The 25,039-nt window shown below is 44.6% G+C and carries 19 protein-coding genes; 5 read left to right on the forward strand and 14 right to left on the reverse strand.

The features are described 5' to 3' along the window. Nucleotides 1–129 precede the first annotated feature (129 nt). The 4 genes from Q0117_RS05790 to Q0117_RS05805 all read left to right on the forward strand — a co-directional run bounded on the left by Q0117_RS05790 (nucleotide 130) and on the right by Q0117_RS05805 (nucleotide 3,726). On the forward strand, nucleotides 130–1,671 hold the full coding sequence (locus tag Q0117_RS05790; RefSeq protein ID WP_297923656.1) for a flavocytochrome c: 1,542 nt from the start codon (nucleotides 130–132) through the stop codon (nucleotides 1,669–1,671). Between the two features lie 78 nt (nucleotides 1,672–1,749). After that, nucleotides 1,750–2,181 carry a cytochrome c3 family protein gene (locus Q0117_RS05795; RefSeq protein ID WP_297923659.1) on the forward strand — a complete coding sequence of 144 codons (432 nt, stop codon included), beginning with the start codon at nucleotides 1,750–1,752 and terminating at the stop codon, nucleotides 2,179–2,181. Further along, complete coding sequence (locus Q0117_RS05800) at nucleotides 2,178–2,849, forward strand: NapC/NirT family cytochrome c (RefSeq protein WP_297923711.1); 672 nt, start codon at nucleotides 2,178–2,180, stop codon at nucleotides 2,847–2,849. Before Q0117_RS05795 ends, Q0117_RS05800 begins: the two co-directional genes overlap by 4 nt. Nucleotides 2,850–3,234: 385 nt before the next feature. Continuing rightward, nucleotides 3,235–3,726 carry a hypothetical protein gene (locus Q0117_RS05805; protein WP_297923661.1) on the forward strand — a complete coding sequence of 164 codons (492 nt, stop codon included), beginning with the start codon at nucleotides 3,235–3,237 and terminating at the stop codon, nucleotides 3,724–3,726. Between the two features lie 359 nt (nucleotides 3,727–4,085). On the opposite strand, the gene Q0117_RS05810 is transcribed toward Q0117_RS05805, so the two are convergent. Beyond that, complete coding sequence (locus tag Q0117_RS05810) at nucleotides 4,086–5,477, reverse strand: OprD family outer membrane porin (protein ID WP_297923662.1); 1,392 nt, start codon at nucleotides 5,475–5,477, stop codon at nucleotides 4,086–4,088. A 437-nt stretch (nucleotides 5,478–5,914) separates the two neighbouring features. Continuing rightward, entirely contained in the window at nucleotides 5,915–7,756 is a 1,842-nt protein-coding gene (htpG, locus tag Q0117_RS05815) for a molecular chaperone HtpG (protein ID WP_297923664.1), read from the reverse strand. Nucleotides 7,757–8,092: 336 nt separating this feature from the next. Between htpG and Q0117_RS05820 the strand changes: the two genes are divergently transcribed. Continuing rightward, nucleotides 8,093–9,004, forward strand: coding sequence for a hypothetical protein (locus Q0117_RS05820; protein ID WP_297923666.1), 912 nt, complete (start codon nucleotides 8,093–8,095; stop codon nucleotides 9,002–9,004). 226 nt (nucleotides 9,005–9,230) lie between these two features. Here the strand turns inward: Q0117_RS05820 and murG are convergent, their stop codons facing one another. The 12 genes from murG to Q0117_RS05880 all read right to left on the reverse strand — a co-directional run bounded on the left by murG (nucleotide 9,231) and on the right by Q0117_RS05880 (nucleotide 25,024). Beyond that, nucleotides 9,231–10,244 (reverse strand): undecaprenyldiphospho-muramoylpentapeptide beta-N-acetylglucosaminyltransferase, encoded by a 1,014-nt coding sequence (gene murG, locus Q0117_RS05825; RefSeq protein WP_297923668.1) that lies wholly within the window; start codon nucleotides 10,242–10,244, stop codon nucleotides 9,231–9,233. 136 nt (nucleotides 10,245–10,380) lie between these two features. Beyond that, a complete protein-coding gene (locus Q0117_RS05830; protein WP_297923671.1) occupies nucleotides 10,381–11,541 on the reverse strand; it encodes an FtsW/RodA/SpoVE family cell cycle protein in 1,161 nt (386 codons plus the stop codon). Between the two features lie 1,635 nt (nucleotides 11,542–13,176). Further along, nucleotides 13,177–15,420 (reverse strand): DNA translocase FtsK, encoded by a 2,244-nt coding sequence (locus Q0117_RS05835; RefSeq protein ID WP_297923713.1) that lies wholly within the window; start codon nucleotides 15,418–15,420, stop codon nucleotides 13,177–13,179. A gap of 159 nt (nucleotides 15,421–15,579) precedes the next feature. Then, nucleotides 15,580–16,824 (reverse strand): type II secretion system F family protein, encoded by a 1,245-nt coding sequence (locus tag Q0117_RS05840; protein WP_297903504.1) that lies wholly within the window; start codon nucleotides 16,822–16,824, stop codon nucleotides 15,580–15,582. Beyond that, on the reverse strand, nucleotides 16,821–18,569 hold the full coding sequence (locus Q0117_RS05845; protein ID WP_177389147.1) for a GspE/PulE family protein: 1,749 nt from the start codon (nucleotides 18,567–18,569) through the stop codon (nucleotides 16,821–16,823). The genes Q0117_RS05840 and Q0117_RS05845 overlap by 4 nt, the downstream gene beginning before the upstream one ends. Nucleotides 18,570–18,574: 5 nt before the next feature. Further along, nucleotides 18,575–19,114: a hypothetical protein gene (locus Q0117_RS05850; RefSeq protein ID WP_297923674.1), complete on the reverse strand. Its 540-nt coding sequence runs from the start codon at nucleotides 19,112–19,114 to the stop codon at nucleotides 18,575–18,577. Beyond that, nucleotides 19,111–20,118, reverse strand: coding sequence for a hypothetical protein (locus tag Q0117_RS05855; protein WP_297923676.1), 1,008 nt, complete (start codon nucleotides 20,116–20,118; stop codon nucleotides 19,111–19,113). Before Q0117_RS05855 ends, Q0117_RS05850 begins: the two co-directional genes overlap by 4 nt. Beyond that, nucleotides 20,111–20,941 (reverse strand): ATP-binding protein, encoded by an 831-nt coding sequence (locus tag Q0117_RS05860; RefSeq protein WP_005870282.1) that lies wholly within the window; start codon nucleotides 20,939–20,941, stop codon nucleotides 20,111–20,113. The genes Q0117_RS05855 and Q0117_RS05860 overlap by 8 nt, the downstream gene beginning before the upstream one ends. Beyond that, nucleotides 20,934–22,445 (reverse strand): pilus (MSHA type) biogenesis protein MshL, encoded by a 1,512-nt coding sequence (gene mshL / locus Q0117_RS05865; protein ID WP_297923678.1) that lies wholly within the window; start codon nucleotides 22,443–22,445, stop codon nucleotides 20,934–20,936. The genes Q0117_RS05860 and mshL overlap by 8 nt, the downstream gene beginning before the upstream one ends. After that, a complete protein-coding gene (locus tag Q0117_RS05870) occupies nucleotides 22,423–22,851 on the reverse strand; it encodes a hypothetical protein (protein ID WP_297923680.1) in 429 nt (142 codons plus the stop codon). The genes mshL and Q0117_RS05870 overlap by 23 nt, the downstream gene beginning before the upstream one ends. Then, nucleotides 22,851–23,504 (reverse strand): hypothetical protein, encoded by a 654-nt coding sequence (locus Q0117_RS05875; RefSeq protein ID WP_297923682.1) that lies wholly within the window; start codon nucleotides 23,502–23,504, stop codon nucleotides 22,851–22,853. Before Q0117_RS05875 ends, Q0117_RS05870 begins: the two co-directional genes overlap by 1 nt. After that, nucleotides 23,504–25,024 (reverse strand): hypothetical protein, encoded by a 1,521-nt coding sequence (locus tag Q0117_RS05880; protein ID WP_297923683.1) that lies wholly within the window; start codon nucleotides 25,022–25,024, stop codon nucleotides 23,504–23,506. Before Q0117_RS05880 ends, Q0117_RS05875 begins: the two co-directional genes overlap by 1 nt. Nucleotides 25,025–25,039 lie beyond the last annotated feature (15 nt).

A 25,039-nucleotide genomic window follows, 5' to 3' on the forward strand; every position in this document is an offset into this window, starting at 1 on the left:
TCGGTTGAAATTTTATAGCCTTTAGCTATTAAATTATATACCAAATAACATTTGACTTACATAAAGATTTAATATAAAATTACGACATTAATCTTTAAGATTAAAAAATCTCTAAGTAAAGGGGCAAATATGCAGAGACGCGACATACTGAAAATGGGTATGGTAGGAGCCGGTGCACTCGCACTTAGCGCGGTAAATGCACAAGCAAGCGCGGTGGACGCAAAGGACGTCAAATTTGACGAGGAGTGGGATGTAATCATCATCGGTAGCGGCTTTGCTGGACTTGCGGCGGGCTTAAAAGCAGCCGAAAAGGGCAACAAAGTCTTGATCCTCGAAAAGATGGGCCGCATCGGCGGCAACTCCGTCATCAACGGCGGCGGTATGAGCGTGCCAATGAACCCCGTGCAGGAAAAAACTGGCGTTAAAGACAGCAAAGAGCTATTTATGAACGACTGCCTAAAGGCGGGTCTTGGCATCAACCACCCCGAGCTTTTAAGCACCCTAGCCGATCGCGGCTTGGACGCGTTTAAATTCCTCGTCGATAGCGGCGTGCAATTTAAGATGGATCACTGCGCCCACTTCGGCGGACACAGCGTCGCGCGCTCGATGCTAACTACAAATGATAGCGGCTCTGGCTACATCCAGCCGATGCTTGAAAAATTTGAAGCGCTAAAAGATAAGGGCTGCGAGCTTCGCCGCCGCGCTAAATTTGACGATTTCGTAATGGACGGAGATCGCGTGGCGGGCGTCGTAATCCGCGAGGAGTATAAATTTGATCCAAATCTCTACAGCGACGATCTTGAAAACACAAGCGGCACCAAAAAGACGCTCAAAGCCAAAAAGGGCGTAGTGCTCGCAGCGGGCGGATTTTGTCGCGATAAAATTTTCCGCAAGCTTCAAGATCCGCGCATCCCAGATGATGTCGATAGCACGAACCACCCGGGAGCCACTGCGGGCGTGCTGCTAAAAGCCTTTGAGATCGGCGCGTATCCGGTGCAGGTCGATTGGATCCAGTTCGGTCCATGGGCGAGCCCCGATGAGAAGGGCTTCGGTACCGCTCCGATCCTAACTCAGCAAGGCACCTTTAAATACGGCATCGCCGTGGACGTACGCACAGGAAAACGCTTTATGAACGAGCTTGCAGATCGCAAGACCCGCGCGGACGCGGAGTTTAAAATTTTACGCGAGGATCCGAAAGCCTATCCGATAACCTTCGCCGATACCAAAATGGCGTTTAAAGACCTAAGCGAAGAGGTTATTTCTAAAGGCATGGCAAGCGGTAAGTTAGTGGGCGAATGCGCTACGCTCGATGATATCGCTAAAAAATACGGCGTGCCTGCCGATGCGTTAAAAGAAACCGTTAAGAAATACAACGAAGGCGTCAAAGCAAAAAAAGACGAGTTCGGCAAGCAAGAAAGCGCGCTTAGCGAGATCAACGAAGCGGGACCTTTCTACGTCATCCGCCTCTCGCCGAAACCTCACCACACGATGGGCGGTCTAAAGATCAACACCAAAGCCGAGGTCTTATCATCTAAGACGAATAAACCAATCCCAGGCCTCTGGGCTGCAGGCGAGATCACCGGCGGGACTCACGGCGCTAGCCGCTTAGGCACCGTCGCGATCACCGACTGCATAGTTTTCGGAATGATCGCGGGTGAGCAGATCGCTTAGCTAGTCTGAGCGCAAGCTCTTTAAAGCTTTGCCGGTAGCGAAAGCGGACCGGCAAGGCAGTTTTATAAAAGGTTGCAAATGAAAAATTTCAGTTTTACGGCGCTGTTTCTGTGCTGTATCATCGCGACTTTGTTCGGCGCGCCGTCTGCCAACGACGCCAACGCCACGAACATAGTCGTTTCAGATGAGCTTCGGGCAAAATACAAAATCAAACCTCATCACGAGCATTTGTCGTTTGACTGCGTTGATTGCCACGTAAATCAAGGAAGCGATCCGTCTAAATTTAAAAGTATCGGCGACAAGGGCTGTATCAGCTGCCACGGCGACAAAAAGAAGCTCGCTTTGAGGCTAAAATTTATGGATACGCTCAAGGCCAATCCGCACAACTCCGTCCACGACGGTCCTACGCTATACTGCGACGAATGCCACAACGAGCACAAGGCATCTACGAATATGTGTACCGAATGCCACGAGCACGAAGTGCCGCAATGGATGGGGGTGACACCATGAGAATTTCTAAAAAATTACTAGCGCTTATCATCTTAATAAGCGGCATTATAGGGTTTTTCGTCGTCGTGCCGGTGCACTATGCGCTTGAGAAAACGAGCACCGATAAATTCTGCGACGTCTGTCACGAGATGGATCCGATGGTGATCGCCTATCAAGACGACGTCCACTCGGGCAAGGGCAAAACGGGCATCAAAGCTCAATGCGTCGATTGCCACCTGCCGCACGACAATATCGTAAAATACGTCTATCAAAAGGCCAAAAACGGCGTGCTAGAGGGTTACTCGCACTTCTTTGACGAGCCCGAAAAATTTGATTGGAACAAAAGGCGCGAAGAGCGCGAGCACTATGTGTTTGACAACGGCTGCATGAGCTGCCACGCCACCGTGATCGACAGCAAAATCACCTCCGAGCAAGCACAGCGCATGCACGCGCACTACAAAAAGCTCCTAGGCACCGAGCGCGAGCTTAAATGCGCGAGCTGCCACGTAAGCGCAGGCCACGGCATCGGGCTTCGCAACTACCTAGAGTACTGGCGACCGACGTATAAAATTTACGAAAAGAAGATGATGCAGGAGAAGATCAAGGCGAAGAAGGAATTTTTCGGCGACGAGTATAAACCGAGCGCCGAAGAGCAGGCCTTTATGGACGCTTCTAGCACGAAAAAATAACGCCGCTTGAAATCCTAGAATTTCTAAATTTTAAAATTCCGCCGAGGTTTAGCTGAGACCTTGACGGGATTTTTGAAATTTTGACGAAATTTTTGTGAGGTGTTTATTAAATTTATCAGCTTTTAGATTTAAAATTTACCAGAATTCTCGATTTAAAATTTCATCTATCAGACTATATTTAAACCAACCGCCCGCAACTTAAGTTTATACGCTTCTTACTCGCCAGGTCGTAAACGAAAAGTATCCAAAAAAACCCTTACAATTGCATCTCTATGAGCCTTACTATAGTGCTAACTTGATTTCATACTCACGATACATTTATGAGAGCATAAGGCTAGCATAAATTATCGAGAGTATAATCGAATTAAAATTTTAGGAGGAAGCGATGGCGTTTGTAGCGGAATATATTTCTAAAGAGGACTTGGAGAAATATGATATTATAAACATTATAAATACATGCTGCCGCAAGTATAATGAAGAAGAATACTCGGATTATTTAATTGATCAACTCTGCTGGGTGATTGATAGGCAAAGAGACGTTTGGCTAATATCTGTCGTTAATTTACATTTGCCAGATCATAGAGACGGATGGAGCGGGGAACGGATCTGGGTTTTGCACTATGATGATCAAGATATTGAGCTTGATTTAAGAGATATAAACAATAAAAATACTAGCACAAAAATTACGGACAACCCTTTTAAAATCTTATATGAATTAAAGTCTATAAAAACCCATACTTATGGTATATCAAGGGATGAGATAGTTAAAATTTTAAAAGACGCATTAGAAGAGTATAGGGGCGGTGCAAGTTTAAATAAATTTGTCCCGAAAGAAAATATTCAAGTAACTTTCGTATCAAAAGATTTAAAACGCTAGAAAGGTATATTTCTTGTAATTGTAAGGAAATCTCTAAAATTTTTATAAATTTAAAATTCCTATAAAGCGCGCAGAACAAAATCCTCGTCAAAATTTCAACACCCAAGCTTTATTTAAATTTCGGTATGTCAAAGCTCTGCGGCAAAATTTTAGATAAATTTTACCTCCGTTTCATTTAAAATTTAAGAGCATGTTTAAATTTAAGGAGCTAGGATGAAACATTTATCAAGCACGAGCCCGTTTGATAATGCACGATGAGGAAGAGTAAATTTTTCGGGTTTAAACGCCCTTTTTTGCGTCATATACGAGGCAAAATAATGTAAATAAGAAAGAGCGGAAATACTCCGCTCTTTAAAGCTTTAGTCGCCGCTTAGATCAAATTTATACGCAGCTTGCAACCATATCTCATTCTCGTCGAACTTCCTATTTACGCCGCTAGCGTAGTGGTCGCTTCTCTCAAGCGCAGTGTAGGTTACGCCCAAGCTTAGCCCCTTAACGGCCTTAGGAGCGTAGTTTGCCGTTACCGCCCAGCCCTCTACGTCCATGCTGGTGCCGACCTTTTGGCCCGCAGCCCCGCTAGCATTGATATTATTTGTGCCGCCTACTCTGTCTTGATCGCCCTTTACGTAGTGCAGCGCGGTTTTGAGGCCGTCCAGACCGATAGCGCCGAAGTCGTAATCAAGCACGACCTTGTGCGTATCCATACCCGCATATCCTGTGAAGACGAACGGACCTCTAATAGGCAGTGCGGTATATGATCCCGGGCCGTTGCCGACGCCCAAAATAACGGCATCATCATCGCTAACGGTCGTATAGGCATACGATAGACCGAATCCGAAAAACTCGCTAACCGAGACTCTTGCACCGAACATATCGCCGTCAAGCTTTCTTGGCTCCAGCCCTCCGTTTACGCGTGAGCCTTTGTAGTTAAAATCAAATCCCAGCTTTAAAATTTCTCCTACCGGCACTTTTACATTCGCCTCGGCAAGATATAGGCTAACATCGCCGTCTTTTAATGCGTTAGCGGGTTTTACGTCCGTTACCGCTGCGTAAGCGCCGGTTAAAGTAGTATAAGGCAAGGATTTGTTTTGAACGTATGCAGAGAAGATATTTTCAAATTTTACGGCGACAGGACCGGTCATATTACCCAGAATCACTCTATCTTTAAATAAAGGAGCCTTTCCTTCGCCTGCCGGAGCGCCCATAGCGGTTTTGCTCCTTCCTTGGAATTTATAAAACCATCCGCCCCACAATGTAGTATCGGGGATATCTTTATTGGATATCGCCACGCCCTCGAAAGCCTCTTTAAACGCCCTCGTATAGTTGCCAGCAACGAGCGGAGTTACGACATATTGTCTACCTGCCTTTATATCGGTATTTCCTATGCCGTATCCTAGGTATAATTCCGATAATACCGCACCTTTAGTATACCACTCCTTATCGTAGGCGATCTTATTGCTTGAGCCTACGTGATACGGCATCAACCAGCCCTGTCCGGTAAGCCCTATTCTAAAGCCGTAAAGAGGATCGGTAACGTATCCGAGCTCAAGACCCACGCCGAATGCCTCGTAGTCGTTATCGCCCGTAGCAGCTTCGCCTCTATTATCTACGGTTTTACTGGCGTAAGTTGTCTTTACCGTTCCGCCAAGCTTACCATTAGTGATCGCTTCGGCTACGCTATCCGCCGCGCTTAGCGAGGACACTGCACATGCGCAAAACGCCGCAGCTAAACTTAGTTTGATGAGTTTCATTCGAAATCTCCTTTCATAAAGATTTACAAATATTTATAAAATGAATTATATCAAACAATCTCGCTGTTTGCGATAAAAAAGGTGGAAATTCAAAATAGAATTACGCAACTTTGTAAAGATTAAATTAATGAATAGTGAAATTTATCGCCCGATTTATGATTTCATGATTTGACGGATATTTTCGGCTCGCGCTCCAACCTCGACTCGCGAATAAAAGCGATCGAAACCTCAAAATTTCTAAAACGCCAAACCGAGCCGCCAAATAAAATTTTTACCGAAATTAAAGGGTGAAATTCCACCGCTTTTAAATTTTAAAATTTAAAAAGCTCGTGAAGTTTGCCTGCAGAAATTTCTTTTTAAATTTAAAACGCGGCTACATAGATATATGCAGCCGCGCGGAATTTTGCTAGCAGATCGAAGCTCTAAATTTAGATAATCTATAGAGCCTTTGCGATCAGCTCGTTTACGTTTTTGATAAACTCGCTCGGATTTTCAAGCTCCTGCCCCTCGCTAAGGCGCGCCAGATCGTAGATTATTTCAGATACTTGCGGCAGCATTAGTTTGTCGGACTGTAGCTTTTTGATGATCTCGTGATCGGCGTTGATCTCCAAAATCGGCTTTATTGGCGGCAGATTGCGGTTTCCCATCTGCTTAAGCAGCTGCTGCGTCGCAAAATCGGGATCGTTCTCGTCAAAAACAAGGCATGAAAGCGAGCCGCTTAGACGCGATGAAATTTTAACGTCCTTGACGCGTTCGCCTAAAATTTCTTTGATCTTTGCGGCGATCTCTTTGGCTTGCGGCGTCGCGGTATCGTCGCTCACAGCTTCTTGCTTGATCGAAGTCGCATTTTTAACCGGCGTCTTATCAAACTCAAAAACGCCCGGCATCACGATCGTATCGATCTCATCGTCGCAGAGTAGCACCTCCGTGCCTTCGGCGTTAAATTTCTCGATCAGAGGCGAGCTTTTAAGCATCGCGGCGCTGTTTCCCGCGATATAATAGATCTCTTTTTGACCCTCTTTCATTTTTTCCTTATACTCGCTAAGCATGATGAGCCCGTCTCGCAGGTTTGATTTGAAAAGACAAAGCTTTAAAATTTCCTCTTTATTTGCGCCGAAGCCGTAAAGCCCCTCTTTCAAAACCTTGCCGAATAATTCGTAAAATTTTATGTATTTTTCGCGATCGTTCTGCAAAAGTTTCTGCAGCTCGGATAGAATTTTTTTCACGCTCTGTTCGCGGACGTAGGCAAGAATTCGATTTTCTTGCAGAATTTCGCGGCTTACGTTTAGCGGCAGATCCTCGACGTCCATTATGCCGCGCACGAAGCGCAGATAGCTAGGCAGTAGCTCTTTGGCGTCGTCGGTGATGAAAACGCGCTTGACGTAGAGCTTTACGCCGCTTTGATAATCGACGCGGTATAGATCGAAAGGCTCGCTGCTCGGCACGTAAAAAAGCGTCGTGTATTCGTGCGTGCCCTCGGCCTTGGTGTGGATGTAAAATAGCGGATCGCCGCTGTCGTGGCTGATCTGCTTGTAAAATTCATTGTAATCGCCAGACTTTAGGCTGCTTTTTGGCAGCTGCCAAAGCGCGCTCGCGCGGTTGATCTGGACGTTTTTAACCTCGCTATGTCCCTGCTCGCCCTCTTTTTGCGCGGGTACGTATTCTTCCTTATCCATAAAGATCGGATAAGGGATGTGGTTGGAGTATTTTTTGATGATGCCTTCCAGCCTATATTCGTCCAAAAACTCCTCATCTTTCATATGCAGGATTATCGTCGTGCCGAAGTCCTCTTTCTCCGCCTTTTCGACCATGTAGTTGCTCGCGTCGCTGCTCCATTTATAGCCGTCCTGCGAGAGCGGCTTGCGGCTGATAACATCGATACGGTCCGCTACCATAAACGCCGAATAAAACCCGACGCCGAACTGCCCGATGAGGTTACTGTCCTTCGCCGCATCGCCGCTAAGGCTCGCCATAAAGCCCTTCGTGCCGCTGCGCGCGATGGTGCCTAGATTGCTCTCTAGCTCGGCTTCGTCCATGCCTATGCCGTTGTCGCCGATGCTTAGCGTTTTGGCCTCTTTGTCGATCTTTATATCGATGCGCGGCACATACGAAAGCGCCTTGTAATCGTCATTCGTAAGGCTTAGATAGTTTAATTTATCCAGCGCGTCGCTTGCGTTTGAGATCAGCTCGCGCAAAAAAATCTCCTTGTTTGAATAAAGCGAATGGATCATCAAATTTAGTAGATCATTCACTTCGGTCTTAAATTTTTTCTTTGCCATTATGCGGTCCTTTTTGAAAATTTTGGCAGATTATATCATGGAGTGCTAATCTTGTCAAGAGTAGAATAAATAAACTTGATATGAATCCTATCAAGTTTTGTAAATTTATACGCGTCCGAAGTATATAAAATTTAAACCTAGCTGTGGATAATCCTAGCAAGAACCCGTCTAAATTTGACGGCGTATTTACACTAAATTTGCAGATTTTTCTTGGTCATATTTTTTTGAAAAATTTAAAACAAGATGATATAATTCCTCTTGATGCTGATGCGATTTTGATGATAAAACCAGAGGGTTAACCGACTAGCAAAATTTATCTAGCAAAAAGGATTCCATTTGAATAACGAAGAAATCATACAACGCATAAATGAGCTGAGAGAAAAGCGGAGCAAAAATTTAAAAAGCTCAAACGAAAATATCTGCAAAGCGGATATTAATGCAGATATGGATACTGACGCTACCATAAATTTGACCGAAAAATCAGGCGAAAATTCGACCGCAAATTTAAGCCAAAAACCGAGCCCCAAGCCTTCCGTCGTTACTTTAATAGGTAGGCAATCGATCAAAGACGCAGACCTCCGTACTCTGCACAAAAATCGCTCCATGCCAAAAATACTTCCTCTCATCATCGTATGTATAGTCGCGGTTTTTATAGCGATAAAGGCACCTTTTCGCACGGAGGCTTTGAATGAAACCCAAATTCCGATCAATCAAGCAAATGAAGACGCGAATAAAAATCCTAAAGAAATTTCTATTCGCACCAAAGACGGCACTTTAAAAATGAAAAATCCCGTAAGATTTCGCGAAGATTGCGACGGCGGAGACGGCGATGCCTGCGCCGTACTTTCGAGCCTGCTGCTGTTAAATGGCGAAATTTCGCAAGAGGGCGCCAAAGATCTGCTTAAAAAAGGCTGCTACGAGCTTAACGGCGGCGAAAGCTGCACGAGACTCGCAAGCTACGAGGATAGAGATTCTCAAGAGGGCAGAAAATTGTACAAAAAAGCATGCAAGCTCGGCGATGGCGAAGGCTGCTTTATGTTCGGTTACGTCGCGTATTTTGACGACGATGACAAAGAAACGGGTACGCGATACTTTGAGCGATCGTGCGAGTTGCGATTTGCGGAGGCGTGCTATTTTCTAGTAGGAATTTATTCAAATGATCCGGCAAAATCGCAAAGATATCAGGCTCTATTTGAAAAATATCAACAAGAAAACGACGATGCGATAATCAGCTTTAGGCGCAGATAATTTTACGGCTCAATGCACTTTTGCGCGCTTCGTTTGCGAGCTTAAATTTGCGCAAATCAAAAAGCGTCCTTCGTCTGCAAGCATGCAAATTTAAAATTTTACTCAAACCGAAGTGCCGCGTAAAATTTGCACAAACGCAAAAAGTCAAATTTAATCGGTTTAATAAATTTAAAATCGACTTCACGGAGAGATTGTCTCAAATTTACGCAAGCGAGCCTACGCCCTTTTAAATTTTACTCATCACATCGTCAATTATCGCTTGCGCGCCATTTTTATCCGCGAGCTCAAGCAGTCCTTTGCTCGCTCGCGCCACGTCGAAGCTCTCAATCAAGCCTAATATCCGCTCGCTGCTCGCTTCCTCTTGACGTAAAATTTCGCAAAGTCCGCGCTCTTTAAGAAATTTCGCGTTATAAAACTGATGATCCGCCGCCGCGAACGGAAACGGCACGAATATCGCAGGCAGGCCGTTTGCGCAGAGCTCCCACAGCGTGCTGGCACCGCTGCGTCCGACGCAAAGATCGGCGCTTGCGATAAGCTCGTGCATGTTTTTGCAAAAGCCCACGAGCTGTACGTCCAGACCCTGCTGCGCGTAAATTTGCGATATACGCTCAAACTCGCGCTCGCCGCACTGATGGATCACGCCGTAGCCGAGGCTCAAAAGCTTGGGCGCAAGCTCCACGGCAAGCGAGTTGATAAAGCTCGCCCCCTGCGAGCCGCCCAAAAAGATGACCCTCTTAAGCGCCGTGCGCGGCCGCGCCGTCTCGAAAAAAATATCTGCGATCGGATAAGCAAACGCGGGCTTTTCATAGGAGCTGTAAAACGCGCGCGCAAAGGGCCTCAGCAAGCGGTTTAGCCGACCGCAAATGGCATTTTGCTCGTGGATAAAAAACGGCACACGAGAAAGGATCGCCGCGATGGATGCGGGCGCCGAGCTGTATCCGCCCACGCTGATGAGCGCGCGGGCGCCGTTTTGCTTTAAAATTTTACGCGCCGCAAGCGAGAGGCGCAGGATATTTAGCAGCGAGGCTAGCTTGGCAAAGCCCTTTTTATCGACGACGCCCGAGCTTTGCAGAAAATAGGTGTGCGCAAAAAGCTCGCTACCCTCAAACCATGCGCGATCCTGCCCGCGGTTTGAGCCGATGAAGATTGCCTTGGTACCCTGCTTCGCAAGGCGGGCGGCTAAATTTTTAGCGATTATCAGATGCCCGCCGGTGCCGCCGCCGCTGATTGCTATGACCATACTTTTCCTTTAAATTTATAAAATTTCGCGCTTAAATTTAAGCCTCGGCGTGCTTAGGCATAAAATTTTAAGCGCGATTTGGCTCTAAATTTACGCCTAAATTTAAATCGCACTCGCTCCAAAGCCCGCAAAAGCCTTAAAATTTCGCCCTTTTCGACGCCATCAAAACGAGCCCCACCGCAAACGATGCCGCGAGCAGGTGGCTGCCGCCGTAGCTCAGAAACGGCACGGCGATGCCCTTTACCGGCGAGATCGACGTGATGCCGTAGGAATTGATAATGAACGAAAAGAAAAACATAAAGCCGATACCCAGGCAAAAGAGGAAATTTACGTTACTCGGCGACTTGCTCGCGGTCTGAAAGATGCGAAATAGCATCGCATAAAATAGTGCCACGATGAGCAAAATCCCGACGAACCCCCACTCCTCGGCTATACCTGCGAGCACGAAGTCTGTATGCACCTCGCTCAGATAGCCCAGTTTAAAGCTTCCAAGCCCAAGTCCCTGCCCGAAAAACTCGCCGTTGTTTATCGCATTTAGCGAGTGTCCGACCTGATACGGCGCGCTAGCGTCCTCTATACGCAGCCCGGCAGCAGTTTCGGGCGACATAAACGACAGCACGAAATCCTGCACGCCGCCCCACCACGAGCGCACGCGATCGACCCTGTGCGCGCTCGTGACGATAAAAACGTAAGCAAGCCCCAAAATCCCCATAAAGCTAAAGCCGATGAGCTTGAAGCTCGTGCCCGCAAAAAGCGACATAAAAATCATCGTAAGCCCCAGCACCGCGACCTGCCCCAGATCGTTTTGCACGATGGCGACTAGGATCACCACGAAGCCGAAAAGCGCTACGTATGGAAGCAGCGTCGCGATCTCGCGCCCGATGCTTTTTTTGGAGTGATCAAGCTTGCGCGAGAAGCTCCACGCCAAAAAGTAGATAAAGCCCACTTTGAAAAATTCCACCGGCGCGAGGTTAAAAAACGGCAGTCTGATCCAGCGCGCCGCGCCGTTTACGTCGGCGACCAAGGATTTGGGTAAAAAGCCCATCGCGAGCATCAAAATCCCCATTATCGCAAAAAGCGACATGCACACCGGCGTTAGGCATTTATCGGGATCGGCGCGCGAGACGATCCACATCACCGCGATGCACGCGATCCCTACCGCGCACTGACGATAAAAAAAATGCAGCGGCGTAGCACCCAGCAGAAGCACCGTATATGAGCTCAACGACAGCGAAAATATCATGCCGATCGTAATGAGCGCGCAGGTGAAGTAATATAGCCATTTATCGGTTTTCAATCATCTCTCCGTTTTAAAATTTATTCGCATTTACGTGTGCTGTGCATACTTCGTCTGCCACGTGAGGCTCAAACCTCGCATCGCGCCCGCGGCGTACGGCGCCGATCGTGGCACCGCCTTTTAAAAAGCGTACGGCACGACCACGCATCGTCTTTTGGCACGCAGTGCGATCGTGCGTCTTTGACGCGCGGCGCGAATTTTATTCTCGCACATAAGGCGGCTTTGCGGCATGCGGTGCGGGATAGCACGCCACAAGGTACGATCTCGCGTATCCCACAAGTGCGCATTGCCTACGCTCTATTCTAACATATCGCGACGACTTTCGGCACGCGATAACAAGGTCGCAAACCTCGACTATGCAAAATCGCACACGAGTAGCGCGCGGTAGCTGCAAAATTTTACGCCGCAACATCATTGCAAACGCGCTCACATGTCGATCGATTTTTAGTGCGCAGACAACGTAAAACGAGCCGCATCTTACAATACGGCCGCACTGCAAAATACGACTTCGCTGCAAAGTGCGTTTGTACCGCAGACGATGCGAAATTTTGTTTTAAATTCATTCGCTACTACGGCGCAAATTTTATTAAATTTATGCGTACAGCGATAAATTTCATTCTAAAATTTTACGCCGCAGATCATTGTAAGCACTCGCTCGCAAGACATGCCGCATGCAGCCGCACTGCGAATTATAACCCACACAAAACACCGCGCGCCAAACGGCTTTGTCCGCCGTTCACGATCTATCGGCTTTTGGCGTGTGACACGGGTACTCGCGCTGGAAATCAGCCGCTGTGAACGACAACCTCAGTACTCTGCGCATCGACCTTCAAAGTATGAAATCTTTCCGCCAATGTACTCACGCGGCAAGCCAAGTCCGCAGCAACTTCTTCCGCTTGCGCAGTCGCAAGATGTTTCATATCGACGCAGCGAGATTTAAAATTCAGGTCCGTTGCGGCAAATTTTAAAATTCAAAAGTCTAAAAACGGCGAAATTTTAAAATCAAAATTTGCGCCGCCTGGCGTCCCCGTTTGCAGCAGTTTCGGATAAAATTTCAAATTTACGTCGCGGATTGCCGTGGCGCCTTGAACGAAATTTATCCGTCGCAGAGCGTCTATCGTTTACGTATCGGCAGCGCGGCAAGCTCTCAATTCTGCGTCGCAGATGAAATTTAAATATCGCCTAGCGTTTAAAATTTAAATCTCAAAGCTCTTTCGCTCAAATTTTAGAATTTTAAATCCTGTGCCTTTTTAGCTCCGCTTGCGCCTTATAAAATTCAGACAACTCGCACGCCGCAAATGCAAGCTGCAAAACACGCTGTTCAGTTCACATCCACCGAGCACTACTTTTAAAACGCCTGCCGCACCGCAAAGAACTCTTTGATCGCATCCTCGCATCCGTATAAACCGTCCGCCTTCCCGCAGCCACAGAAGCACAAGCGCGAGCCGCAGAGCATGCAAATTTTAAAATTTAAAATCCGACATGTAGATTAAAAAATTTTAAAATTCCATCGCTTCAAATCCGATAAATTTTAAAATTTTACCGATGCAGATCGATTAAATTTTAAAATTCCGACGCCGCAAATCCAATAAATTTCAAAATTTCGCTGCTTAAATTTTATCAAAATTTTGAAATTTACTTGATTATGTCGCGCTGGCCTTTGGCGTTGATCTCGCTTAAAACGCCCATCTGTTCTAGCTGCTCGATGATCGTCGCGGCGCGGTTGTACCCGATACGTAAGCGGCGCTGCAGGTAGCTGATCGAGGTCTTTTCCTCCTCCAAAACGATCGCTTTCGCCTCATCGTAAAGCTCGTCAAGCACAATATTTTGCGGATTGATTATACCGCCTTCTTGCTTGGCGCCCTCGTTCTCGATCAAAAATCGCTCGTCATAAACGACGCTTTCTTGCGCCTTTAAAAATTCCGCGATCTTATTGATCTCATTCTCGGTCGTAAACGGCGCGTGCAGGCGGATGAGCCCCGGCGCGGTAGGCGGCGTAAACAGCATATCGCCCCGCCCAAGCAGGCTGTCCGCGCCCATCTGATCCAAGATCACCTTGCTATCGACCTTCGAGCCCACGCGGAAGCTGATGCGGCTAGGCAGATTCGCCTTTATCAGCCCCGTGACGACGTCCACGCTAGGGCGCTGCGTCGCTACGATGAGATGGATACCGCTGGCACGCGCCATCTGCGCCAGACGCGCGATATAGTGCTCTACGTCTTTGCCGCTCGTCATCATCAGATCCGCGAGCTCATCGATGATAACGACGATGTAAGGCAAAATTTCGCCCCCCTCGCGCAGCATCTTTTCGTTATAGTTATCGATATTTTTCGTCCTGTTTTGCGCCATGAGCGAGTAGCGCTGCTCCATCTCGGCTACAAGGTTGCTCAGCGCGATGATCGCCTGCTTAGGCTGCGTGATGACGGGCGTTAGCAGGTGTGGGATGTCGTTGTAGATGCTAAACTCGAGCATCTTCGGATCGATCATTATAAGGCGCAGGCTTTTAGGCGAGTTGCGATACAAAAGGCTAAGCAGCATGGCGTTAATACCCACGCTCTTGCCGCTTCCCGTGGTGCCTGCGATGAGAAGGTGCGGCAGCTTCTTAAGATCGGTAACGAAAGGCTGCCCCACGATGTCCTTGCCAAGCACGATGGTAAGCGGGCTCGAGGCGCTTTTAAACACGTCGCTTTCTAAAATTTCACGCAGATAGATCGTATCGATATTTTGATTTGGGATCTCGATACCCACTACGTCTTTACCCGGAACCGGCGCTTGGATGCGGATGGTCTGCGCCCGAAGCGCCATCGCGAGATCGTCTTGCAACGTTAGAATTTTACTTACCTTGATATGCGCGGCGGGGCGAAACTCAAATGTCGTAACGACCGGACCCGAGTAAGTCCGCACCACGTCGCCGTCGATCTTAAATTTACGCAGTTTATCGAGCAGGTCGTAAATTTTACGATCGATCTCGCTCTCGTCGATATTACTTTTCTTTTTCGGCGGTAAGTTTAAAAAATCAAGCGGCGGTAGCTTAAAATCCTTGGGCTTAGCCACTCTGCCCTTATCGAGCTGATCCAAAAGCCTTTTGTTTTCGGCGACCTCGCTTAGGCGCTCAACCCTTTTTAGCCTGCTAGGCTTTCCCTTTTGCGGCATTTTAAGCTCGCGTTCAGCGGAAGCTTGCGAACCCTGCGCGTCACCGAAATTCTGCTCATTTTCAGACTCGCGAGCATCGTTTAAATTTTGAAAATTTTGCCCGCTTTCAAAACCGCGCCCGCTTGCGCCCTGCTCCACAAAATTACCCTGTTTTGCCGAATTGTCCTCTGTGCTCAAAGCGTCATTCAAAGCGTTAAAATTTTCCGTACCTCTCAAGCCCTGCGCAGACGAATACCTTGCAAGCTCGCCTCTTTGTGCTGCATCTGCGTCGCTAGCAAAATCGTCCCCAATTTCATCCTGCGAGCTTTCATCTCTTGAGCCAATAAAGCAGTTTTTGATGATGTCGGTAAAACGATCTTCAAATATAAGCACTAGCGAAAGCACAAAAATCGTAATATTAAAAATCCATACGCCGACGCTTCCGATCATTCGCCTAAGTCCGTTCACCGCGAAGCTACCAACTGCTCCACCACTAGCGCCAAAGAGACTCGACTGCACCATCAAAATGGTAAAAAATAGCAAAATCGCGCCGATGCTAAACTCAAAAAATCTAAAGTCAAAACCGCGAAAATGCTTATAGGCTACGTATGCTAAGGCGAGCAAAAATAGCGGATAGATGTATGCAAAATAGCCGAATAGCTGGGTATTAAATGAGCGGATGGCATTGCCGGCGCTGCCTACAAGCGCAGAATCGGGCGCAATAGTAGCAAGCCCAAAAAATATTATGATAGCCGATATGACGATAAAATATATTTCTTTAACTATGATTGATCCTTAAATTTAAAGCGGTATTTTAGCCAAACGAAGGTTAAAATTTTATTTGAAGGATGAAATTTTAATGCTTTGATAAAATTCCGCGCCCTCGCAGGCGCGGAATTAAAGGGGTTAGTTTTTGACGGCTTTGCCCAAATCCCACATAGGCATAAAGATACCAAGAGCCAAAAGAAGAACCATGCCCGCCATAAAAAATAGCATGATCGGCTCGACGTAACTTGAGATATTATCGATGATATCATCAAATTTCTCTTTATAATAATCCGTGACGTTGCCGAGCATCTTATCGAGGTTACCGGCCTGCTCGCCCGCGCTGATCATCTGAATAAGCATACTCTCATAAAGCCCTGTATTGTTAAACGCCTCTGTTAGGCTCACGCCCTGCTGCACGGCAATTTTAACGGTAGAGAGCTTCTCTTTTAAAGTATGATTATCCACCATTAAAACAGATGTATCTAGTGCATCAGCGATAGGAATACCCGCTCGCACGAGCTCTGTAAAAATAAGCATAAATCGCGACATAGTTGAGAAAAATATGATCTTACCGAATAAATAGACCTTTAAAATCGTCTTGTCAAAGCCCTTTTTAAACTCGGGATTATTGCGATATGCCCATCTAAGAGCTATGATAGTGCCTATGATGCCCGCTAAAACAAAAATTCCATAATTATTAAGCGTGCTTTCGATACCAAGTAGAATTCTAGTAGGTAGTGGCAAATCCGCGCCCAAATCCTCAAAAATCTCGCGGAATTTCGGCACGACATACATCATTAAAACCGAAAATGCAATCGCCATAACGATCATAAGGATCATCGGATAACGCATCGCCTTTTTAAATTTACGCTGGTTTTCCCAAAGCTCTTGAAGCATAGCGGCAAGTTTGGCTAGGGATTCTGCCATATTACCGGTTGCTTCGCCCAGACTTACCATCGCAACAACGACATCACCGAGCTGGCCTCTAAATTTCTCCGTAGATTCGGTCAAGCTAAGACCTGCGTTAAGATCATCGTTCATAGCACTAAAGATCTCTTTTAGCGTCTTATCCTCTGCCGCCCTTGCGACCTCTTTGATCGAGTCGTGGATTGAAATTCCCGCATTTGTCATAACCGAAAGCTGACGGATCGACGCTACTAACGGCAGCGTTCTAACTCTTCCGCTACCACCTAGCATGCGCGAAACCTGCGCCTTAAAATCGCCGCCCGTATTCGCTACGACTTGGGTTTCACCTCTTTTTACAATCGTCCCGCCTACGCGCTGCTTCATTAGGTTGTTTGCTTGCACCTTATCGCTAGCTTGCAAAAACATCTTCTTTCTTGCGCCCTTGGCGTTGTATTCAACTTCTAATTGCTTTTTCATTGTTTAGCCACCCTATAAATTTCTTCTATACTAGTTACTCCGCGCGCAGCACGTATAACACCATCTTCAAACATATCTATAAATCCCTCCTCCTTCGCCAAGGCCCTCATATCGTCCTTTGAGCCACCGTTAGCGATCAAGCTTTGCATTTTATCGGTAATAGGTAAAATTTCACTAATCATCTCACGCCCCATGTAGCCCGTTTGACCGCATTGATCACAACCCACAGCCTTAAAAAACGTGTATTTTTCAGGTAAGAATTCTTTTAGCTGATCAAGCATCGATTTAGGTAGATTCGTAGGCTGCTTGCAGTGCGGGCAAAGCTTTCGCACAAGACGTTGCGCCTCTACCGCAATCAGTGCACCGCTTATGAGATAGGCTTCGATACCCATATCCACTATTCGCGGGATCGCGCTAACGGCGTCATTGGTGTGTAGTGTCGAGAAAACCAAGTGTCCCGTAAGAGCGGCTTGGATCGCAATTCTAAGGGTCTCTTGATCACGTATCTCACCGATCATTATGATGTCGGGGTCTTGTCTTAAGATCGAGCGCAATGCTGAAGCAAAGGTAAGACCCGCTTTTTCGTTAACTTGGACTTGTTGGATTAAATTTACTTGATACTCTACCGGATCTTCTACGGTAATAACCTTAGTATCGATATTTTTAATATCGTTTAGCGCTGCATATAGCGTCGTAGACTTACCGCTTCCCGTAGGTCCGGTAACCAAGATAATACCATATGGAGCCTTCATAGCGTTATTAAATTTCTTAAAGCTATCAGGGTGCATACCGAGCTTTTCCAGACTTATGATAACCTTGGATTTATCTAGGATACGCATAACGGTAGATTCGCCATTGATGATAGGCAGTGTCGAAATACGAAAGTCGTATTCGCGACCTGAAATTTTCATACTAAACCTGCCGTCTTGCGGCTTGCGACGCTCGGCGATATCCATATTTGAAAGTAGCTTCAATCGGCTTACTAGCGGTGGATAGATATCCTTATCAAAGATAAAAATTTCAGCGAGCATTCCGTCGATTCTGGTACGCACGACGCAGTTATTCTCGGTAGGCTCGATGTGAATATCACTACCGCGCATCTTAATAGACTGACTAATTATCATCTCAATGAGCTTCAAAATCGCCGAGGTATCATCGCTGCTTCCGCTACCGCCGGTGTTGGCGAGCTCTTTGCGGATCTCCGCTACGAGCCCTTTAATGCTCTCTGAAAGCTCAAGCTTAGATAGATATTTATTTACCTGATTTGGATCGGCTACTACGATTTTAAGCAGCTGTTTGCTAAACATAGCCTGCGCTTTATCTTGCGACTCAAGATTAAACGGATCAGAAAAAGCAACGTAAATATTCAGATCATCCGCTTTAACCGGTATCACGCCGTATCTTTTAAGCTGTGCGGTAGGAGTGCGTTCCGATAGCCTGAAGTCTATATCGATATCATCTAAATTCATATACGACAGGTTCATTTTCTTGGCTAGAATTTGCAAAAATTCCTTTGGATCCATCGAAAATTTTTCGCTTATATCGTCAAATGCTATCTGACGACGCTTGTACAGCTCAACTAAAATTGAGCAAAAATCATCCTGGCTTAGATAGTTATCTCCGACTAAAACCTCTCCTAGCGTCAAGCCGATATCCATCTTGTCCTTGATTTCCGGAACAACGGTGCTAGTAAGGATATTGTTTCGTATTAAAATCGCAACGATCTGCTCTTCAATCTTCGTCATCGCGATCACCAATAAATTTTAATTGAGCTAAGCTTATCGCCAGTATAAATTGCAATTACCATCTTTTTTACCTCTTCCTCTTCTTTGATAAAAAGCTCGGCGCGCTCGCCGTTTTCTAGGGTAAAGACATACGTATCACTCTTTTTTACGTATGCTCTCTCCGTAAATTTATCAAAAATTTCAGACAAAATATAATTAATTTTAGGCGTTCTTATATAGCTTATGTCTACACCGTCGCAAAGCGCCAAATAAAGCATCTTTTTTTGAAAAATTATGGTCGAATAAAGAGAAGCGTTCTCGCGAGCCTCTTTGGTTTTATAAAGCATCACCGTAGGCACTACAAGCTCATTTACTTTGTCCATCTTCAGGCACGCTTTGGCATACATATTTGCAAGCGCCTCGCTCTGCTCCTCGATGAATAAATTTCGCACGCTTTCTTGGCAGATACGGTTATACTGACCGATCTGATCCCAGTTGCGCACGTCATCGGCACTAACTGCAAATAACGACGCGATCGCAAAAGCTAAAATATATAAAATTTTCATAGTTTATCGCTTCTTATCTTTGAAATGAGGTTAGAAATTTCGTTATTTTTCGCCTTTGCGTTAAAGGTCTCAAGAGCGTAAAGCGCGTCTTCTTTACGACCCTTTTTATAATTGGCTTTAGCAAAAATTATCCAGCTGGCAACGTTGTCCTTATCAAGCTCATTTGACGTAAGAGCCCATTTGATCGCATTATCGTAGTCTTTCTTATTATACGCTTCTTCGGCTAGCGATAGCGAATACTCAATCTTATTCGTCGCGTAAAATTTGCTCTCCAAGCTCTGCTTATCTTCGCTTAAATTTGAAGTTTTTATCTCAATTCTAGAACTTAGCGGAGCGCTACTTGCGGTATTTGTAGAACCTCCAGAGAAATTTGATTTAGGCGGCAATGGAGCGCGTCCAAAATCGATAACCTCATTTTTAGGTGGCTGATTTGCGAAAGCTGCGTTATTGGTATTAGGCACATTAAATGTAGGAGCATTTTGATTGCCAAAATTCTGATTGCCAAAATTTTGACCGCCGAAATTTTGCGCCTGAGCCTGCCCGCCATAGTTTCCGCCATTTTCGTAATTATTGGTTATCTTAAACCCACCGGAATCCTCGCTGGATAGCACACCCACATCGTTTAAATTTAAGCTTGGGCGTTCCTTTTCGTGTTTAGAGGTGTGGGCAACTTTCGGCGCGCTAATGTTGTAATCCTCTTTAGAGATATTATTTTGCACTGCAAGATCTGCCGCCTGCTGCTCGGCATCATTAGCAGAATTTGAAGCACCGCCCTTGTCCTCAATATTTTGATTGATACTTGCCATGCTGACGCTATCACTATCTTTAAGCAGCCAGAATATCGCTCCGATCGCAACCGAGATCAATATCAAAAGCCCCAGAATCGTCTTGTCGAATCTCAATACGAAATTCGGCTTAGATTTCAGGAAAGAAAACTGCTTTCTGTTTTTGTTATACTCTTCCCATTTTTTTTCAAGTTCGTTTACTTCGTAAAATTCAAGCATTTATTATCCCCGAGCCTATCGCTGCCATCTCTATAATTTTATTATTAATCTGCGAAAAACTAATTTCCGTAGGTTTATTTACTTCGTAATACTCAAAAAGCTCATACATCTTATACATAAGCTTGTTGATGTTCCTCATATTGCCGTCCGTTAAATTTAAAATCAAATCGAAATTATCGTCGCTAAACATAAAATAGTATTGTTGAAAGCCGTGAAGTACAAGCTTTTTTTCAATATACAGCTTGACTTCGCCTAAATTTGAATTAGGAAGCTCGATGCTCTCCCAAATTCTAGTTTTAAAATAGTCCTTTGCGAGGCGATCTTCCTCGTCAGTCTTATGCACCGTAAATAAAAATTTAAATAATCTAGTATCTGCCATAAGGCGAATTTTTTCTATTAAATTTCCTGGATACAGCTGAGCTTCATCGAGCAAAATAACGACCTGCTCTACCGCTCCGACATTGGTAGAGATGCCAAATCTCTCTCTGTAAACCCGCATAAAATTTTCATAATTATCAATCGGCTCGCTAGGAGTAGAATGAAAAATCTGCGAATAAAGCTCTAAGAAAAATTCTTTCTCATCAAAAAACGGCTGCGGCACAAATACGACTCTTACCTTTTTTTCAAGATCGACCTTGATCTTATTAAGCAAAAATGTCTTGCCGCAACCCGGTTTGCCGTAAAAAAGTATGAGTTTCAACGGCTTTTGCAAAGCATTTAAAATTTTATGATAAGCAAGGGTCGATTTATCGAGATTAACGAAGTCTGAGACTTCGTTATCCTCGATAAAAATCTCCTTGATCGCCGTATAGTTATTACTCATTTTCGTAGATGGATTTTGAGTAACCTAGCTCTTTAAGAGAGGTAGCAAGCGGCGCGCCGGTATTGTCAATGATATGTGGAGTTACTACAAAGATTAGCTCTGATGTGCTCAAAACATCGGCAGTACTTTTGAAAAGGTTTCCAATTAATGGAATTTCAGCTAGCACAGGCACCCTAGTGTTATTCTTGGACTTAGTTGCACCAATCAAACCGCCTAAAATTACAGTATCGCCATCATCTACCCAAACTACGCTTGAGAGTTTCTTTTGCAAGGTATCAGGTGCGATATCTCTTCTGCCGTTTTCTTTTCTTACATTATCTTCGGCATATTTAAGAGAACTTAAAGACGGATTAATTCGTAGCATAATCCTATTATCATCTGAAATTTCAGGCAAGATATTCAAAAGAATACCTACAAATATTGAATACTGATCATCCGACTGAGTATCTCCGCCTTGATAATCACCTGTAGTAGTAGATTTCAATACATAGTTAATGGTATCACCTACGGAGATAATAGCAGGCTGATTATTCATTGTAGTTACCTTAGGGCTTGAAATAATCTTGGTTTTACCTTTAGTCTCTAGGAAGTTAATCAAACCGTCGATATTAAAATTTAGATTAGCCCCTATCGTCCAAGTTCCGTGAGTATCGCTCGCCTTTCCTCTATTGCCGTTATCTATGTGATAGCCTGAAAGCTTAGTCGGATCTCCACCTACATAGGTATTAAATCCTAGTTGAAATTTACTCCAATCAATACCGGTAGTGTATTCGTTATTTAGCTCGACAGATATGATATTTACGTCTAGCAAGACTTGGCGACTAAGGCGTTTTTGCATACCGCTTAGATATCTATCTACGCGAGCTATCTGAGACTTCATAGCAGTAACAGTTACTAAACCGGCATTTTGATTTATAATAGGAGCGACTGCGACGTATTTTTCGGTACCGTTATTTAAAACAGAAGTGATTTCCTCGCTAATCTTCTCCCAAAAATCAAATTTCTCTTTGGTAGTGATCTTATTATCGTCATTTTCTGTTTTATCACTATCGCCATCATCTACTTTAGTAGGTGCGGAATCGACAGAAGATTTAGTAACAGCAGTACCTTCTCTAATAGAAGTGATGTAATCCACTTTAAAAGTCCTAGTCTCTAGCGCTGAAATTTTTAATATGCCATGAGAATACTCATAGCTTAGATTATTCTCTTTTATGAGTAGATCTAAAACTTCGCGTAAAGAAAGGTCTTTGATGCTTACGCCTTGCAGTGGCTTACTCATCTCCTCTTGAGCGATAGCGTCTTTTGCTACCACTGAAAAGCGGCACATATCAGATAGCTGAGTTAGCATCTCGTTTAGCGTAACGGTATCGTTAATCTTAATATTTAGCGCCTTTCTATCGCAGTTACCTGCAGTTGCAGAAGCGGCATATAGACTAGTAGCCGTAACAGACAAAGCAAGCATAGCGGCTATGCTAAGCTTTTTACTTATATGTAATAATGACATTTTGACTTCCTTGTTTTAGTGTTAGTTCGACTTTATTTTCATCGTCGTTGGTAATAATAACGCTATTACCCGTTATTTGCACGATCTTATATGAGCCTACATACTCGCCCAAACCATACCACTTATCGTTTAGCTTAACCTTATCACCCATAATACCTACTAGCTGATAACCTAGATCCACCTGCTGATTAGTTTCTCTAGGCGCATTGGCTTCTTTAGGATAGAACGGATCTTGCAAAGAAGCTATCTGCTCATCGCTAAGACCCACTCTAGGCTTACTAAGATCATCGAATATCGCATCGTACTTAGCTTTATAGGCTCCATTACTAGGCGCCACCGTCTGATTATTATCTACAGCAAATAGAGCAGTAGAAAGTAGCAAAGAGCATAAAATTAACTTTTTCATTAGTAATTTACTCCCCAGATAGATATACCGATGCTTCCACCGATTTTGCCATTTTTAGTGGCATTGATATCCATCTTATTTACATCTACGATCATCTCCGATTGTTCGATAAGGTTGATATACCTAAGGACGTTCGAAAATGCTCCTTCAAATTTCACATCTATATCCAGCAAAGCTTCAGGCTGAAAAATTTGTTTGATGCTAGGCTCTCTTCTATCGCTGTGAATAGCATAAATTTTAATATTGTTATTCTCTGCGATCGTTGAGAGGCTATCCATAAATTTAGCCCAGTTCTTTTCATTATAGGTAAGCTTCGAAATTTCTTTTAGCTTACCGTCTAGATACCCACGCTCTTCAATGATATTGTTAAGGTTGGTCCTAGCACCATTGAGGATATTGCGTTTATTATTAACAAAAGCATCAGGATCACCGCCAAAAAACTCGTTATACTCTCTTTGTGCGCCTTCAAGCTTAGTCGTGGCAGTACTTAGATTTGTCTCGCTCTCTTCTAAATACGGATCTGTATAGTTACTTAAAATAAAGTAAGCTACCACACCTACAAACAATAAAGCTATGTAAAAATAGTTATTTGCACTATTTCCCTTGGAGGCAAACCATTGATCAAGTTGATCTAATGAACTTTTCTTTTTCATTATTTAACCTCCACACTGATATTACTATCGTAAAAGACGGTTTTATTACCCTCTTGTAGCGCGATTGTTTTAGTATCCACGCCATACACCTCTTTTTTACTGATATCCTCTAAAAGCTCGGTCATCTGCTTATCGTTTTTGGTGCGCACTTGAACAGTTAGAGTCCTATTCTCATCACCGATCCTAACCATATTGCCCTTATTTTTAACGACCATATTAGTTAGCTCAAAAATAGAAACACCCTTCATAGCGTAATTATTTTTCTTATCTAAGATGGCATTAATTAGTTTGCGCCTGTCGTTAAGCTCCTTGCCACTCTTAGCAGCCTGGGCATTTACCTCTTTAGTCTCTTTATCCAAACGCGCACTTTCAGTTCTAGCTGGACCCATCTTTTCCTCTAAACCTTTATATTCGCTAGTTTTATCATCAGCTACCATATTATTATAATATCCATAGCCGAAGTTATACGCAGGATACGCAGCCCCAAGTAAGCAGCCTAGCAGCATATAGCCTATCAGCTTGCCGGTTGATCTTTGAGTCAAAGGCGGAGGTCTCATAAACGGCGAGTAGTTGTGATCGTCATCTTTGGTAACTAAATAATCTTGACCTACCAAGAACATCAAAATATCTAGCTGAGTGAGTGGATAATCTTTTGCGTTGATTGCAACGTTAAAATTAAAATCCTTGTATCTTAGCTTTAGATTATTTTCTACAAAAACCTCGATCGCAGGAATTTTACCAATATCCGTTCCGATATAAACGTTTTGAATATTGACGTTGTAAATTTTACTAATACCGTTCAACACGTCGTTGATGTAGTAAAACATATCGTCAAAAATTTGGATCATATAATCGCGTTCGGTCGGATTTTCTAAATTTACTCCCTGTTTGGAGAGCAGTCTATAAAAGCTCTCTTCATCGACCCTGCTACCGACTAGCTCGACATATTTTTCATGCAAAAATTTTAGGTTGTATCTTACTTGGCGGGATTGAAAATATTCGCCATTTTGATACACTACCAAAAACGCATCGTCGCGTTGCAAGTAGATGAAGCAGTCGATTCCGTCGCGAGTTAGGACACCTCTATTATACAAGCCCTCGTATAAAAACGGAGCCATAGCCACATAGTCGATGTAGTTCGTCCTAGCGGCGATCGCATCGAATTCTGAAGTGAGTTTGGCATTATCTACGACAAAGACATTGAAAATTCTATCATCGCCGCCAGCGCCTATTACCTCACTATAGGTGATTTTGTAATCCAAAGCGGTGTCAAGCCCCAGCTCCTCATACACCTTAACGACGATCGCATCTAAAAGATCCGCGTCCTCTACCGATCTGCTTATCTCGACCGTCGCAGTCATTATATCCTTATACGGAATATATGAGACGTAAGTTTCCTTCGCACGATTCGCTTTTGAGAAGTCGTGCTCGAAAACTTCATTCTCACTTAGACCGAATATGGTTTGCGTGACTTTGTTAATCGCAACAATCGAACTAGCATTTTTACTATTCTTTGCCATAACACTCCACTTCCA

The organism is uncultured Campylobacter sp., assembly GCF_937997535.1.
Classification (GTDB): domain Bacteria; phylum Campylobacterota; class Campylobacteria; order Campylobacterales; family Campylobacteraceae; genus Campylobacter_B.

What these genes read in the sequence shown, in the direction of transcription:
- Q0117_RS05790 (WP_297923656.1), top strand. Translation starts at nt 130, where the DNA reads ATGCAGAGACGCGACATACTGAAAATGGGTATGGTAGGAGCCGGTGCA.
- Q0117_RS05795 (WP_297923659.1), top strand. Translation starts at nt 1,750, where the DNA reads ATGAAAAATTTCAGTTTTACGGCGCTGTTTCTGTGCTGTATCATCGCG.
- Q0117_RS05800 (WP_297923711.1), top strand. Translation starts at nt 2,178, where the DNA reads ATGAGAATTTCTAAAAAATTACTAGCGCTTATCATCTTAATAAGCGGC.
- Q0117_RS05805 (WP_297923661.1), top strand. Translation starts at nt 3,235, where the DNA reads ATGGCGTTTGTAGCGGAATATATTTCTAAAGAGGACTTGGAGAAATAT.
- Q0117_RS05810 (WP_297923662.1), bottom strand. Translation starts at nt 5,477, where the DNA reads ATGAAACTCATCAAACTAAGTTTAGCTGCGGCGTTTTGCGCATGTGCA.
- htpG (WP_297923664.1), bottom strand. Translation starts at nt 7,756, where the DNA reads ATGGCAAAGAAAAAATTTAAGACCGAAGTGAATGATCTACTAAATTTG.
- murG (WP_297923668.1), bottom strand. Translation starts at nt 10,244, where the DNA reads ATGGTCATAGCAATCAGCGGCGGCGGCACCGGCGGGCATCTGATAATC.
- Q0117_RS05840 (WP_297903504.1), bottom strand. Translation starts at nt 16,824, where the DNA reads ATGAAAAAGCAATTAGAAGTTGAATACAACGCCAAGGGCGCAAGAAAG.
- Q0117_RS05845 (WP_177389147.1), bottom strand. Translation starts at nt 18,569, where the DNA reads ATGACGAAGATTGAAGAGCAGATCGTTGCGATTTTAATACGAAACAAT.
- Q0117_RS05850 (WP_297923674.1), bottom strand. Translation starts at nt 19,114, where the DNA reads ATGAAAATTTTATATATTTTAGCTTTTGCGATCGCGTCGTTATTTGCA.
- Q0117_RS05855 (WP_297923676.1), bottom strand. Translation starts at nt 20,118, where the DNA reads ATGCTTGAATTTTACGAAGTAAACGAACTTGAAAAAAAATGGGAAGAG.
- Q0117_RS05860 (WP_005870282.1), bottom strand. Translation starts at nt 20,941, where the DNA reads ATGAGTAATAACTATACGGCGATCAAGGAGATTTTTATCGAGGATAAC.
- mshL (WP_297923678.1), bottom strand. Translation starts at nt 22,445, where the DNA reads ATGTCATTATTACATATAAGTAAAAAGCTTAGCATAGCCGCTATGCTT.
- Q0117_RS05870 (WP_297923680.1), bottom strand. Translation starts at nt 22,851, where the DNA reads ATGAAAAAGTTAATTTTATGCTCTTTGCTACTTTCTACTGCTCTATTT.
- Q0117_RS05875 (WP_297923682.1), bottom strand. Translation starts at nt 23,504, where the DNA reads ATGAAAAAGAAAAGTTCATTAGATCAACTTGATCAATGGTTTGCCTCC.
- Q0117_RS05880 (WP_297923683.1), bottom strand. Translation starts at nt 25,024, where the DNA reads ATGGCAAAGAATAGTAAAAATGCTAGTTCGATTGTTGCGATTAACAAA.